This window comes from Bradyrhizobium japonicum USDA 6, assembly GCF_000284375.1.
In the GTDB taxonomy this organism is placed as follows: Bacteria; Pseudomonadota; Alphaproteobacteria; order Rhizobiales; family Xanthobacteraceae; genus Bradyrhizobium; species Bradyrhizobium japonicum.
In genome coordinates this window covers 2,731,847-2,746,308 of the sequence record NC_017249.1, presented here as the reverse complement: position 1 = coordinate 2,746,308, position 14,462 = coordinate 2,731,847, and the positions used below count along the sequence as shown (strand labels likewise).

10 protein-coding genes are annotated in these 14,462 nt (G+C 65.3%); 8 read left to right on the top strand and 2 right to left on the bottom strand.

The genetic code is table 11. The features are described from left to right. Positions 1–267: 267 nt before the first annotated feature. From BJ6T_RS12835 to BJ6T_RS12805, 7 genes are read left to right on the top strand one after another with little or no spacing between them, the layout of a single operon-like run. Positions 268–3,117, top strand: coding sequence for a bifunctional transaldolase/phosoglucose isomerase (locus tag BJ6T_RS12835; RefSeq protein ID WP_014492796.1), 2,850 nt, complete (start codon positions 268–270; stop codon positions 3,115–3,117). 12 nt (positions 3,118–3,129) lie between these two features. Then, on the top strand, positions 3,130–4,128 hold the full coding sequence (gene gnd, locus BJ6T_RS12830; protein ID WP_014492795.1) for a phosphogluconate dehydrogenase (NAD(+)-dependent, decarboxylating): 999 nt from the start codon (positions 3,130–3,132) through the stop codon (positions 4,126–4,128). 40 nt (positions 4,129–4,168) lie between these two features. Next, positions 4,169–5,680, top strand: coding sequence for a glucose-6-phosphate dehydrogenase (gene zwf, locus BJ6T_RS12825; RefSeq protein WP_014492794.1), 1,512 nt, complete (start codon positions 4,169–4,171; stop codon positions 5,678–5,680). Next, a complete protein-coding gene (gene pgl, locus BJ6T_RS12820; protein ID WP_014492793.1) occupies positions 5,680–6,429 on the top strand; it encodes a 6-phosphogluconolactonase in 750 nt (249 codons plus the stop codon). The genes zwf and pgl overlap by 1 nt, the downstream gene beginning before the upstream one ends. Further along, positions 6,416–6,946 (top strand): gluconokinase, encoded by a 531-nt coding sequence (locus tag BJ6T_RS12815; RefSeq protein ID WP_014492792.1) that lies wholly within the window; start codon positions 6,416–6,418, stop codon positions 6,944–6,946. The genes pgl and BJ6T_RS12815 overlap by 14 nt, the downstream gene beginning before the upstream one ends. Positions 6,947–6,971: 25 nt before the next feature. Beyond that, the gene (locus BJ6T_RS12810) at positions 6,972–7,784 is read left to right on the top strand and encodes a Cof-type HAD-IIB family hydrolase (RefSeq protein ID WP_014492791.1); all 813 of its coding nucleotides are present in this window, start codon (positions 6,972–6,974) and stop codon (positions 7,782–7,784) included. A gap of 19 nt (positions 7,785–7,803) precedes the next feature. Beyond that, positions 7,804–8,487, top strand: a complete 684-nt coding sequence (locus BJ6T_RS12805) for a phytanoyl-CoA dioxygenase family protein (protein ID WP_244469621.1) — start codon at positions 7,804–7,806, stop codon at positions 8,485–8,487. A 28-nt stretch (positions 8,488–8,515) separates the two neighbouring features. On the opposite strand, the gene BJ6T_RS12800 is transcribed toward BJ6T_RS12805, so the two are convergent. Beyond that, positions 8,516–10,318 carry a glycoside hydrolase family 15 protein gene (locus BJ6T_RS12800; protein ID WP_014492789.1) on the bottom strand — a complete coding sequence of 601 codons (1,803 nt, stop codon included), beginning with the start codon at positions 10,316–10,318 and terminating at the stop codon, positions 8,516–8,518. 30 nt (positions 10,319–10,348) lie between these two features. Continuing rightward, entirely contained in the window at positions 10,349–12,310 is a 1,962-nt protein-coding gene (malQ, locus tag BJ6T_RS12795; RefSeq protein ID WP_014492788.1) for a 4-alpha-glucanotransferase, read from the bottom strand. A 204-nt stretch (positions 12,311–12,514) separates the two neighbouring features. Between malQ and BJ6T_RS12790 the strand changes: the two genes are divergently transcribed. Further along, on the top strand, positions 12,515–14,461 hold the full coding sequence (locus tag BJ6T_RS12790) for a maltotransferase domain-containing protein (RefSeq protein ID WP_028170633.1): 1,947 nt from the start codon (positions 12,515–12,517) through the stop codon (positions 14,459–14,461). The last annotated feature ends 1 nt before the right edge of the window (position 14,462 follow it).

The window sequence follows — 14,462 nt, the reverse complement described above, 5'->3', positions numbered from 1 at the left end:
ATCCGCAGATGACACTCCACGCAGACTGGGCTGACGAGACGAAGCGGCTCCGTTGCGTAACGAGCCCTGGCCACTGCTCCGGCCGACGACTTTTTACGCAACACGGCTACTTCCGCCTGGATCGCCATGATCGCGACGGAGTTACACTGGAGGGTAGACGCCTATCCCCTTGATTGGTTCCCTCCCGGGAGCATGTAGGCTAGAGGATAGCGCGTCAGGACCGGGGCGGAAACCCCTCGCCCGCAGGCTTGGAGATAAATAATCATCATGAATCCCGTCAAAGAACTGGAAAAGCACGGACAAGCCGTCTGGCTGGACTTCCTTGCCCGTGGCTTCATCGCCAAGGGCGACCTGAAGCGGCTGATTGACACCGACGGCGTCAAGGGCGTCACCTCCAACCCGTCGATCTTCGAGAAGGCGATCGGCAGCTCGGACGAGTATGACGCCCCGATCGGCAAGGCGCTGAAGCGCGGCGACCGGACCGTGGCCGACCTGTTCGAAGCCGTCGCGATCGAGGACATCCAGAACGCCGCGGACGTGCTCCGCCCGGTCTATGACCGCCTGAAGGGCGGCGACGGCTATGTCAGCCTGGAAGTCTCGCCCTATCTGGCGATGGACACCGCCGGCACGGTCGCCGAGGCGCGGCGGCTCTGGAAGGATGTCGACCGCAAGAACCTGATGGTGAAGGTGCCGGCGACGCCGGAGGGCCTGCCGGCGATCGAGACGCTGATCGGCGACGGCATCAGCATCAACATCACGCTGTTGTTCGCCAGGGACGTCTACCTCCAGGTCGCCGAGGCCTATCTCGCCGGTCTGGAAAAATACGTCGCCGGCGGCGGCGACCCGTCCCACGTGGCGAGCGTCGCGAGCTTCTTCGTCAGCCGCATCGACTCGGTCGTCGACAAGCAGCTCGACGAGAAGATCGCCCGCGCCAACGATCCATCCGAGAAGGAGCGGCTCGCCGCGCTGAAGGGCAAGGTCGCGATCGCCAACGCCAAGGTCGCCTACCAGGATTACAAGCGCCTGTTTTCCGGCCCGCGCTGGGACAAGCTCGCTGCCAAGGGCGCCAAGCCGCAGCGGATGCTGTGGGCCTCCACCGGCACCAAGAACAAGGATTACAGCGACGTCCTCTATGTCGAGGAGCTGATCGGCCCCGACACCATCAATACCGTGCCGCCGGCGACGCTCGATGCTTTCCGCGACCACGGCAAGCCGCGCGACAGCCTTGAAGAGAACGTCGACGACGCCCGCCGCGTACTGGAAGAACTGGAGCGCTCCGGCGTCTCGCTCGAGGCAATCACCAAGGAACTCGTCAAGGACGGCGTCAAGCAGTTCGCCGATGCCGCCGACAAGCTCTATGGCGCCGTCGCCCACAAGCGGGCAACCGTGCTCGGGCCCGCGATCGACTACCAGCTTCTCTCGCTCGGCGACGGCCTCGGCAAGGCGGTGGCCAAGAGCACCGAGGAATGGCGCGCGTCGGCAAAGATCCGCAGGCTGTGGCAGCACGACAAATCCGTCTGGACCGGCACCGACGAGGACAAATGGCTCGGCTGGCTCGACAGCGCGGCGAAGGCCGACGTCGCCGACTATGAGGACTATGCGAGCCGCGTGAAGGGCCAAAAGTTCTCCGATGCCGTCGTGCTCGGCATGGGCGGATCGAGCCTTGGCCCCGAGGTACTGGCCGAGACTTTTGCGCGGAAGTCCGGCTTCCCGAAATTGCACGTGCTGGATTCCACCGATCCGGCACAGGTCCGGGCAATGGAGGCCAGGATCGACATCGCCAACACCGTGTTCATCGTATCCAGCAAATCCGGCGGGACGACCGAGCCGAACGCGATGAAGGATTATTTCCACGAACGCGTCGCACAGGCGGTCGGGCCGAAAGTGAAGACCGGCCATCGCTTCATCGCGGTGACCGATCCCGGCTCGTCGCTGGAGAAGGCGGCGAAGAGCCTCGACTACGCCCGCATCTTCCATGGCGAACCCTCGATCGGCGGCCGCTATTCGGTGCTCTCGCCGTTCGGCCTGGTGCCGGCGGCAACCGCGGGCATCGACGTCAAGACGCTGATCAAACACGCGCTCTCCATGGCCCGCTCCTGCGGACCGGACGTGCCGCCAGGTGAGAACCCGGGCGTCCAGCTCGGCCTCGCCATGGGCCTCGCCGGCCTCGAAGGCCGCGACAAGGTGACGATCCTGTCGTCGAAGAAGATCGCCGATTTCGGCGCCTGGGCCGAGCAGCTGATCGCGGAATCGACCGGCAAGGAAGGCAAGGGCCTGATCCCGATCGCCGGCGAGCCGCTGGGCGAGCCCGCGCTGTACGGCAACGACCGCTTCTTCATCGACATTCGCACCGAAGGTGAAGCGGACGCCGCGCATGACTCCAAGCTTGCCGCGGTCGAAGCCGCCGGCCATCCCGTCGTGCGCATCGTGATGAAATCGATCGACCATCTCGGCCAGGAGTTCTTCCGCTTCGAGATGGCGACGGCAGTCGCGGGCAGCATCCTCGGCATCAACCCGTTCGACCAGCCGGACGTGGAAGCGGCCAAGATCAAGACCCGCGAGCTCACCGCGTCGTTCGAGAAGACCGGTGCGTTGCCGGCCGAACAGCCGGTGGTCAGCACCGACGAGGCCGACCTCTACACCGACGAGGCCAACGCCACGGCGCTGCGCGCCGCCGGCGCCAACGGCGACCTCACCTCGTGGCTGAAGGCGCATCTCTCCCGCTCGGGCCATGGCGACTATGTCGCCCTGCTCGGCTACATCGCGCGCGACAAGGCGACGATCGACGCACTCCAGACGATGCGTCTCGAAGTGCGCGAGAAGCGTCACGTCGCGACCTGCGCCGAGTTCGGACCGCGCTTCCTGCATTCGACCGGGCAGGCCTACAAGGGCGGGCCCGACAGCGGCGTGTTTCTCCAGATCACCGCCGACGATGCCAAGGACTTGTCGGTGCCGGGCCAGAAGGCGAGCTTCGGCGTGATCAAGGCCGCGCAGGCGCGCGGCGACTTCGACGTGCTCACCGAGCGCGGCCGGCGCGCGCTCCGGGTCCACCTCAAGGGCGGGCTCAAGAAAGGTCTCGCGGCGCTCAACGCGGCGCTTAACGATGCGCTGAACTAAGGGAATCTCTCGATGCAACTCGGCATGATCGGCCTCGGCCGGATGGGCGGCAACATCGTTCGCCGCCTAATGCGCCACGGTCATACGACCGTGGTCTACGACAAGGACGCCAAGGCCGTCGCGGGTCTCGCCGCAGACGGCGCACAGGGTTCGGCGACGCTGGAGGAGTTCGTCGCCAAACTGGAGCGGCCGCGCGCGGCGTGGGTGATGCTGCCGGCCGGCCACATCACCGAGACGACGATCGACACGATCGCGGCCGTGATGCAGGCCGGCGACGTCATCATCGACGGCGGCAACACGTTCTGGCAGGACGACGTCCGCCGCGGCAAGGCGCTGAAGGAACGCGGCATCCATTATGTCGACGTCGGCACCTCAGGCGGCGTCTGGGGGCTCGACCGCGGCTATTGCATGATGATCGGCGGCGAGAAGCAGGTGGTCGACCGGCTCGATCCGATCTTCGCCGCGCTCGCGCCCGGCGCCGGCGACATTCCGCGCACGGAAGGACGTGAGGGGCGCGATCCCCGCATCGAGCAGGGCTACATCCATGCAGGTCCCGTGGGCGCCGGCCATTTCGTCAAGATGATCCACAACGGCATCGAATACGGCCTGATGCAGGCCTATGCCGAAGGTTTCGACATCCTCAAGAATGCCAACATCGAGGCTTTGCCGGTCGATCATCGCTACGATTTCGACCTTGCCGACATCGCCGAGGTGTGGCGGCGCGGCAGCGTGATCCCGTCCTGGTTGCTCGACCTCACCTCGACGGCGCTCGCCGACAGCCCTGCGCTTGCGGAATATTCCGGCTTCGTCGAGGATTCCGGCGAAGGCCGCTGGACCGTGAATGCCGCGATCGACGAGGCCGTGCCGGCCGAAGTTTTGACCGCCGCCCTCTACACACGTTTCCGTTCCCGCAAGGAACACACCTTCGCCGAAAAAATTCTCTCCGCGATGCGCGCGGGTTTCGGCGGCCACAAGGAGCCGAAGCAGCCGGGCGCTTCGAAACCCAAATAAAAGCCGAAGTAACAGGTAACAGAGCGAAGGCCGATCATTCGTGACAAAAGACCCGCAGGCCAAGCGCAAGCCCGAAAATTGCGCCTTCGTCATCTTTGGCGCGACCGGTGACCTCACCCATCGGCTGGTGCTGCCGTCGCTCTACAATCTCGCCGCCGAGCACCTGTTACCGGAGAAGTTCTGCGTCGTCGGCGTGGCCCGCAACCGCCAGTCCGATGACGAGCTGCGCGACAGCCTGCTGAAGGGTCTGCGGCAATTCGCGACGCGGCCCGTGGACGACGACATTGCCCGGAAGCTGCTGGAATGCGTGACCTTCGTCGAGGCCGATCCGAAGGATCCACCGTCCTTCGACCGCCTGCGCGAGCATCTGGATTCGCTGGAATGCGCGCAGGACACCGGCGGCAACCGCCTGTTCTATCTGGCAACGCCGCCCGCCGCCTTCGCGCCGACCGCGCGCGAGCTCGGCCGCACCGGCATGATGAAGGAGAACGGCGCCTGGCGGCGGCTCGTGATCGAGAAGCCGTTCGGCACCGACCTCGCCTCGGCCAAGGCGCTGAATGCCGAGCTGCTGAAGATCATGGACGAGCACCAGATCTACCGGATCGATCACTATCTCGGCAAGGAGACGGTGCAGAACATCATGGTGCTGCGCTTCGCCAACGGCATGTTCGAGCCGATCTGGAATCGCAACCACATCGACCACATCCAGATCACGGTGGAGGAGAAGCTCGGCGTCGGCCATCGCGGCGGCTTCTACGACGCCACCGGCGCGCTGCGTGACATGGTGCCGAACCATCTGTTCCAGCTGATGTCGCTGGTTGCGATGGAGCCGCCGGCGCGCTTCGACGCGCATTCCGTGCGCTCCGAGAAGGCCGACGTGCTGACGTCGATCCAGCAGCCGAGCCGCGAGGAAGCGCTGAAGAACTCCGTGCGGGCGCAATATCTGGCAGGCCGCATCGGCGACGACGAGATCACCGACTATCGCAAGACCGAGGATGTCAAGCCCGGCAGCACCACCGAGACCTTTGTCGCGCTCAAACTGATGATCGACAATTGGCGCTGGGCCGGCGTACCGTTCTATCTGCGCACCGGCAAGGCGCTCGGCCACAAGCGAACCGAAGTCGCGATCAAGTTCAAGCAGGCGCCGCTGTCGATGTTCTCAGGCACGACGGTCGACCGCCTGTCGCAGAACTTCCTCACCATCGGCATCGCACCGACCGAGACCATCGAGCTTCAGTTCAATGCCAAGATTCCGGGGCCGAGCGTCACCATCGACGGCGTCGAGATGAAATTCCGCTACGGCGACTATTTCCGCGCCGACCCCTCGACCGGCTATGAGACGCTGATCTACGACTGCATGATCGGCGACAACATCCTGTTCCAGCGCGCCGACGGCATCGAGGCCGGATGGCAGGCGGTGCAGCCGTTCCTGGACGCCTGGAAAAGTGAAGGCACCAACGGCATCGAGACCTATGACGCCGGCAGCGACGGCCCGGCCTGCGCCGATGAACTACTCCGGCGCGACGGGCGCAGCTGGCGGAAGTATTCGTGATGGCAGCGGCCGACCAGCCGAAACTGATCGTCGAGGCCGACGCCGAGGCGCTGGCGCAGGCCGCGGCCGAACGGGTGATGGCGCGGATCGCCACCAATCCCGGGCGGATCGCGATCTGCCTCACCGGCGGCTCCAGCCCGAGGAAGCTCTATCAATTGCTCGGCAGCGACGTGTATCGCGGCAAGATCCCGTGGGACCGCGTGCACTGGTTCATCGGTGACGAGCGTTTCGTGCCTTCGAGCGATCCCCTCAACAACATGGCAGTCGCGCGCGCGACCTTTCTCGACCGCAGTGCGCCGTCTGGCCATATTCACCCGATCCCGACCACGGCTGAAAGCCCCGAAGCGGGTGCCGAGGCCTACGCGCGCGAGCTTCAGTCCTTCTACGGTGCCAAAAACCTCGATCCGGCACGGCCGCTGTTCGACATGGTCCTGATGGGCGCGGGCCCCGACGGCCACACCGCCTCGCTCTTCCCCGGCTACCCCGCGATCGAGGAGACCATCCGCTGGGTGGTCGGCGTCCCCAAGGCCAATGTCGCGCCGTTCGTGCCGCGGGTGTCGCTGACCCTGCCCGCCTTGGCCTCCTGCCGCGAAATGCTGTTCGAGATTGCCGGGCACGACAAGCAGCCGATCTTGACGCGCCTGCTCAATGGCGAGACTCTGCCGGCTGTACGCGCGCGCTCGAATGGTGAGACCGTCTGGCTGGTCGACCAGGCCGCGCTTCCGGAGGGAATTCGTGGCGGGCGTTGAAGCACCTTGTGCGTTGATCGTGATGGGCGTGTCGGGTTCAGGCAAGAGTACGGTTGCGGAGGCGCTCGGGCAGCGGCTCGGCTGGCGTTTCGAGGACGGCGACAGCTTTCACCCCGCCAGCAATGTCGAGAAGATGCGGGCCGGCCATCCCCTCACCGACGAGGACCGCTGGCCCTGGCTAAACGCCATTGCCGACGAGATCGCGCGGGTCTGCGACAAGGGCGAGCACGTGATCATCGCCTGCTCGGCACTGAAGCACACCTATCGCGACGTGCTGCTGCGTGGGCGCGACGACGTCCGCTTCGTCTTCCTGAGGGGTACCAGGGAACTGATCGCCGCCCGCCTCGCCCAACGCAAGGGCCATTTCATGCCGCCCGAACTGCTGACGAGCCAGTTCACGACGCTGGAGCCGCCCGAGGCTGGCGAGCACGTCGTCACCGTTTCGATCGACGAGTCCGTCGAGGCGATCGTCGACGGCGTGGTCCGGCAATTGAAGCTGAGCGGGGCGAAACGCTGAGGCCGAGAAACCCTGAGGTCCTGCCATGACGAAAATCTCACTGGTCGTCTCCGACGTCGACGGCACGCTGCTGACCAAGGACAAGACGCTGACGGAGCGCGCGCGGTCCGCGGTCCAGCGGCTGCACAAGGCCGGCATCGGCTTCACCATCACCTCCAGCCGCCCCGCGATCGGCATGCGGTTCCTGATCGAGCCGCTGGCGCTCTGGCTGCCGATCGGCCCGTTCAACGGCTCCTCGATCGTCGATCCCGAGATGCATCCGGTCGAGCAGCACCTGATCCCGGCGAGCGCCGCCGAACGGTCGCTAAAAATCCTCCGCGAGTTCGGTGCCGACATCTGGCTCTTCACCACCGACAAATGGCTGATCGACAATCCCAGCGGGAAATACGTCGCGCATGAAGAGCACACGATCCGCTCCGCCCCGACCATCGTGACGGATTTTGCGCCGTATCTCACCAGCGCCTGCAAGATCGTCGGCGCCAGCGCCGATGCGGCCGGCCTGGAGCGTTGCGAGAAGGCGATGCAGGAGGCGCTCGGCAGCGCGGCCACCGCGGTGCGCTCGCAGACTTATTATCTCGACATCACGCCGCCCGGCTTCGACAAGGGCACCTTCGTGCAGGCCATAGCCAAGCGCGTTGGTATTTCGACCGACGCGGTCGCCACCATCGGCGACATGCAGAACGACCTTGCGATGTTCCGCGTCAGCGGCACCTCGATCGCCATGGGCAATGCCACCGACAGCGTCAAGGACCAGGCCACCCACGTCACCGCGACCAACGAACAGGACGGCTTTGCGGAGGCGATGGAGGTGATTTTGAAGCGGAACGCGGTGGGCTGAGCGATCAATCTATCGGTGCGTGACCTTGGGACTTGAGCAGCTGACTTTTCGAGACGATGGTGCGCAGCTGTTCCGGCAGGCACTGACCGCGGATCGATTGCACCGGCTCGAGGCGGTTCTGTCCCATTTGCCGCCCGATCACGCCGGGCTGAGGCTGAGAGACGTCGAGGGTCTCGCGCCGTTCCTTGCCGCGAGCGGAGATATCGGATGCTGTGCCGCGTCGGTGCTTGGAGACACTTGTCGCCCGGTCAGGGCTATCCTGTTCGACAAGACGGCTGCGACGAACTGGGCGCTGGGCTGGCACCAGGATCGCACCATCGCCGTGAAGGCGCGCGTCCCGGTCGATGGTTTCGAGACATGGAGCGTCAAGAGCGGCATGCAGCATGTCGAACCGCCCTTCACGCTGCTCTCCGGCATGGTGACCCTGCGAGTTCATATTGATCCGGTCCCGGCCAGCAATGCACCGCTCTTGATCGCACCCGGATCGCACAAGCTTGGCCGAATTCCTGAGGAGGACGTGAAGGACGTCGTCCGGCATTGCGGCACGGTCGCATGCCTTGCCGAGCCCGGCGACGTCTGGCTCTATGCAACACCCGTTCTCCATGCGTCGGACGCGGCGATCGCTCTGATGCATCGCCGTGTCCTCCAAGTGGACTTTGCCGCCGGCGAGCTTCCCTGCGGCCTGGAGTGGCTCGGGGTCTAGGGCGCAAGCGGCCTCGACCACGCCGTCTCTACTTCGACCGCTGCACCGCCGGCTTCTCGCTCTCCTGCCTCGCCGCCGACAGATTGTGCGCGGTGTTGATCAGCGCGATGTGGGTCAAGGCCTGCGGGAAATTGCCGGTCTGGCGCCGGGCGCCTGAATCATACTCTTCGGCCAGGAGGCCGACGTCGTTCGCGATGCCGACCACGCGGTCGAGCAAGGCTTGCGCCTTGTCGAGATCGCCCGCCAGCACGAGCGCATCGGCCAGCCACAGGCTGCACGCCAGGAACGCGCCCTCGATCGGCTGCGTCTCCTCGGACACTTCGCGCGGATCGTGCCGCAGCACGAAACCGTCGCGCATCAGGTGCCGTTCGACGGCCGCGATGGTGCCGCGGATGCGCGGGTCTTGCGCCGGCAGGAAGCCGACCGCCGGCAGCAGCAACACGCTGGCATCGAGCAGTTTCGTGCCGTAGGACTCGACGAAGGCGTTTTCCTCCGCGTCAAATCCCCTGTTGCAGACGTCGCGATGAATGGCTTCGCGCAACGCGCGCCAGTGCAGCAGCGGCGCCTTGAAGCCGAAGGTCTCGGCGCTCTTGATGCCGCGGTCGAACGCGACCCAGGTCATCACCTTGGAAAAGACGTAGTGCCTCGGCTGTCCGCGCCGTTCCCAGATGCCGTGATCGGGATGGTCCCAGACCTCGGCGAGATGGTTGAGCACGGCGCATTCCAGCGCCCAGGTCGTCTCGTCGTCGAGCTTGAGCTTGGCCATGCGGGACTGGTGGAAGGCGTCGATCAGCTCGCCGTAGACGTCGAGCTGGAGCTGCGCATGCGCGGCGTTGCCGACCCGCACCGGCTGAGCGCCCTCATAGCCGTCGAGCCAGTCCGCTTCCCATTCCAGCAGACGCCGCTGGCCCCAGATGCCGTACATGATCTGCATGTTCGCCGGCGAGCCTGCCGCCGCGCGCAGCAGCCAATTGTGCCAGGCCAATGCTTCCTCGGTGTAACCCGAGTTCATCAGCGCCAGCAGCGTGAAGGTCGCATCGCGCAGCCAGCAGAAGCGGTAATCCCAATTCCTGGCGCCGCCGAGCTTCTCCGGCAACGAGGTGGTGGGCGCCGCGACGATGCCGCCGGTCGGGGCGAAGGTCAGCGCCTTCAGCGTGATCAGCGAGCGTAGGATCAGATCGTGATATTCGCCGTCGCGGGTGCAGCGGCTGCACCATTCGCTCCAGAATTTCTCGGTCTCCTGGAAGGCGATCTCCGGATCGATCGGCGCCGGCGGATCGAGATGCGAGGGGCCGTAGGTCAGCACGAACGGCACCGTCTCGCCCGCCTTCACGTCGAAGTCGGAGACCGTGGTGAGATCCTCGCCGCGGGTCTCCACCGGGGTGCGCAGCACCGTCATGTCCTGGCCGGCGACCGCCAGCAGCGAATGGTCGATGCGTCGCACCCAGGGAATGTCGACGCCGAAGCCGAAGCGGATGACGAGCTCCATCCGCATCTTCACCGTGCCCGTGAGGCCGCGGACCAGCCGCACGATGTCGGAGGCCTTGCCGCGCGGCGGCATGAAGTCGATCAGCGCCACGGCGCCGCTCCTGGTCTCGAAGCGCGTTTCGAGGATGAGGGTGTTGCCGAGATAGCGGCGCGAGATACCGGTGATGTCTTCGCCTGGCGCGATCAGCCAGCGGCCGTTCTTGTGCGTGCCGAGGATCGCGGCAAAGCAGGCATCGGAATCGAAGGCCGGCCAGCACAGCCAGTCGATCGAGCCGTCGCGCCCGACCAGCGCTGCGGTCTCGCAATCGCCGATCAGCGCATAGTCCTCGATCCTCTGAGCCAATGTGTTACGAGCCCCGGAAAATCCGCCGTTTCAACTCCCGCCGGTCAACGAGCGTTCCCGCGTCGCCGCCTTCAAGGCCGTAGCATCGACCTTGGCGGCGATCTTGTCGAGCGCCACCGGCAGGCGCTGGCGCCAGTTCGGATGCTCATCGATCGTACCGGGAATGTTGGGCTGGTCAATCACGCCGAGCAGATCCTCAAGCGACACCGCCAGAAGTCGCGACGGCGTCCGCGACAGGAAGGCGAGCACCGAATAGAGATCGTTGGCGTTGATGCCGTTCTGGCGCAGGATCTCGTCGAGCCTGCCGAGCGCATCCCAGCGCGCCTGGTCGTTCTCGCCGGGGTCGAGCCCGAGCGAGCGCTTCATCTTGAGATCGCTGAAGGAGCGCCAGCCGGCATAGGTGCACAGATCATGCGTGTTCAGCGTGACCAGCGCGTTGGGCCGGTAATGGTCGGCATTGCGGAAACGGCCGGCATCGTCGCGCTCGAACATCATGACGAGGTAGGACCAGATGCCGAAATCCTGCATGGTCTCGCGAAAACCTTCCGGCACGGTGCCGAGGTCCTCGCCGATCACGATGCATTTGTGCGCCGCGCTCTCGCGCACCACGGCGCCGAGCAGCGCTTCGAACGGCATCTGCACATAGGCACCGTTGTCCGGCTTGAAGCCGCGCGGCACCAGATACAGCCGTTTCAAGCCCAGCACGTGATCGAGCCGGATCGCGCCGGCATGGCGCATCGAGGCGGCCAGCATGTCGGCGAACGGCACGAAGGATTGCGCCTCCAGACCGCCGGCATTGAAGCCGGCAAGACCCCAATCCTGTCCGACGGTGTTGAGCACGTCGGGCGGCGCGCCGACGGCGAGATGGCGCGAAATCGCCATCTGCTCGTTCCAGGCGTCGAAGCCGTTGGACTGCACGCCGACGGCGACGTCGAGATAGAGCCCGACGCGCATGCCGAGCTGGCCGGCCAATTCCTTGGCGGCATGCAATTGGCTATCGGCCGTCCATTGCACGAATTCGACGAACTCGACCTCGCGCTTGTCGGGACCGTTGCGGAGCTCGGCGCATTTGGCTTCATCCGGCTGCTGCCACTCTTGCGGCCACTCCCACCAAGGCCCGGCGAAGCGATGCCGCAGCACCTCAAAGCAGGCAAAGCGGGACAACAGCGGCGCCCGGTCGGCGCGGAAGGCGTCGAATTCCTTGCGGCGCGCCTCGCTCGCACTCGTCACGAAACTGTTGTAGGCGGCGCGCAGGCCGAGCCATTTCAACGCCGCCATGTCCGCATAGGGCACACGATCGCCTTCGCGCAGCCGCGCGGCGGTCGCGGCCGCGTCGGGGACGAGGTCGACGGAAAATTCCGGGATCGCCTCGACGTCGATATAGAGCGGATTGAGAAACAGCCGGCTGTTCGGCGAATAGGGGCTGCAATCGGCGGGATGGTTGTCGAACAGGACATGCAGCGGATTGAGCCCGACGCCATCGGCGCCGAGCTGCCTGGCGAGCCGGACGAGATCGGCGAGGTCGGTGAAATCGCCAATGCCCCAATTGCGGTCCGAGCGGACGCTGTAGAGCTGCACGGCAAGCAGCCAGCCGCGGGCGAAATCGCCGCCGAAGGCGCGTTCGGGCGCCACGATCATCGGCACCTCTTCCGCAACACCCTTGGCATCGGTCAGCGTCAACCGGTGATAACCGAGCGGCAGGCTGGCGGGCCAGGCGATCACGGGTTCGCGCGTCTCGCCTTGCGCGATCACATTGCCGTTTGCGCGCAATGTCCATTGCAGCGGCGGCGCGCCGATTGTCGTCAATTCGGTGCGCGGATGTCCCAGGGCGCGCACCACCACGGGCCCGCCGACGAAGCGGTAAACCCGCTTCTCCGGCAGGGCCTCGAGGATGGATTTGAGGGCCACGGGATCGGTGACCCGCAGCTTTCCGAGGGCATCGACGAATTCGGACTGAACGCCCTTGATCCGGGCTTGAGCTAAAAGATCCATTCGGCACGCAGCTTGCAGGCCGTCATCCGGCCGGGGGCATGGATTTTAACGAGGTCGTGGAAGAGGTTAGTCAGGGGTAACTCGCAAACCGTGCCTGCCGTTCCCAAGGGAACCAATGACACACAAGCGGCTTTCTATATTGGTATCAAGCGTAGGTTCCCGACAAGGGAAACGGGCTCCTGCTTTCTTGTCAATGGCATCACCGTGAACAAGACAATTCAAACTGTCGAGAGTGCCGCAGCCGGCGGCGCTTTCCTTATCGAAGATATCTATCCCTCGATCGACGGCGGCCGTTTCGCCGTGAAGCGTATTGCAGGCGAACGGGTCGACGTCTGGGCCGACATTTATCGCGACGGCCACGCGGTGATCGGTGCCGCGCTGATCTGGCGAGGAGAACAGGACCGGGAATGGCGGAGCGAGCCGATGATCCATCACGGCAATGACCGCTGGTCCGGCGCGTTCACCCCCGTCGAGCCCGGCCAATATGTCTATGCGATCGAAGCATGGACCGACGAGTTCGCCACCTGGTCGCGCGGCGTTGTGCGCAAACGGCGTGCCGGCGCGGACGTCAGCCTCGACGCGATCGAGGGCGCCGGCCTCCTGACCAAGGCGCATGGCGCCCGGCAGGACGCCGCGGCGGTCATCGTGAAGCAATGCGAGGATTATCTGCAGACCGGCGACGTCGGCTCGCTGCTTGCAGCCGATCTCGGCGCAGCCATGGCCGAGAGCCAGTCGCGGCCCGACCTGACCCGCTCGCAGAACTTCCCGCTGATCGTCGACCGCGACAAGGCACGCTTCGGCGCCTGGTATCAGATGATGCCGCGCAGCCAGAGCCAGAGCCCCGGCCGGCATGGCACGCTGCGCGACTGCATCGCGCGCGTGCCCGACATCGCCGCGATGGGCTTTGACGTGCTCTACTTCACGCCCATCCACCCCATTGGCCGCACCCGCCGCAAGGGCCGCAACAATGCGCCGGTGGCGACCGAAGGCGATCCCGGCTCGCCCTATGCGATCGGCACGGCCGAGGGCGGGCACGATGCACTGCATCCCGAGCTCGGCACGATCGAGGATTTCCGCGCGCTGGTCGCGACCTGTCTCGAATACGGCCTCGAGCTCGCGCTCGACTTCGCCGTGCAATGCTCGCCGGACCATCCCTGGCTGACGCAGCATCCGGAATGGTTCAAATGGCGGCCGAATCGTGCGGTGCGGACGGCAGATGATCCCTATTCGGACATCGTCATCCCCGATTTCGCCTCCGTCGACAGGGCCGGGCTGTGGAACGCGTTTCGCGATGCCATGCTCTTCTGGATCGACCACGGCGTCACCATCTTCGCCATCGACAATCACGACACCGCGCCGCTTCCGTTCTGGGAGTGGCTGATCAGCGACATCCGCCGCCGTCATCCCGAGGTGATCCTGTTCTCCAAGACCTTTGCGCGGCCGAAGCTGATGCAGGGCCTCGCCAAGCTCGGCTTTGCACAGTCCTTCAGCTATTTCCCCTGGCGCACGGCCAAGTGGGAGCTGGAGCAATATCTGGGCGAGCTGACGCGCTATCCCGAGCGCGATTTCTATCGGGCGAATCTGTTCGTGAGCACGCCCGATCTGCTGCCCTATCATCTCCAGGGCGGCGAGCCCTGGGCGTTCAGGTCGCGTGTCGCGCTGGCCGCGACGCTGTCCGGCAGCTATGGCATCTACAGCGGGTTCGAGCTGCTGGAGCATGACGCAATTCCCGGCCGCGAAGAATATCTCGATTCCGAGAAATACCAGATCAAGCCGCGCGACTGGGACCGGCCCGGCAACATCAAGCCCTACATCGCCGCGCTCAATCGCATCCGCAACGATAACGCCGCACTTCAGCAAACGGAGAATTTGCGCTTCCTCGGCGTCGAGGACGGCGAGACGATCGCCTTTGCCAAGGAGGCGGCCGATCCAGCCAACGCCGTCGTCGCGGTCATCGCCCTCTCGGGCCATGTGCGCGAAGTCTGGTTGCCGCTGGGCGACCTCACCATCGACGCCGGCGGCGCACGCCGCCACGTCACCGCACTCGAAAATCTCATCACAGGCGAACAGTCCCGCATCGAATGGGGCGGGATCAAATTACGTATCGACCCCGACCGCGACCCGGCGCTGCTGTTCCGCTGCCTGGCGTAAG

Excerpts from the sequence above, each read along its gene's own strand:
- malQ (WP_014492788.1), bottom strand. The coding sequence starts at position 12,310 with ATGGATCTTTTAGCTCAAGCCCGGATCAAGGGCGTTCAGTCCGAATTC.
- BJ6T_RS12810 (WP_014492791.1), top strand. The coding sequence starts at position 6,972 with ATGACGAAAATCTCACTGGTCGTCTCCGACGTCGACGGCACGCTGCTG.
- pgl (WP_014492793.1), top strand. The coding sequence starts at position 5,680 with ATGGCAGCGGCCGACCAGCCGAAACTGATCGTCGAGGCCGACGCCGAG.
- BJ6T_RS12835 (WP_014492796.1), top strand. The coding sequence starts at position 268 with ATGAATCCCGTCAAAGAACTGGAAAAGCACGGACAAGCCGTCTGGCTG.
- gnd (WP_014492795.1), top strand. The coding sequence starts at position 3,130 with ATGCAACTCGGCATGATCGGCCTCGGCCGGATGGGCGGCAACATCGTT.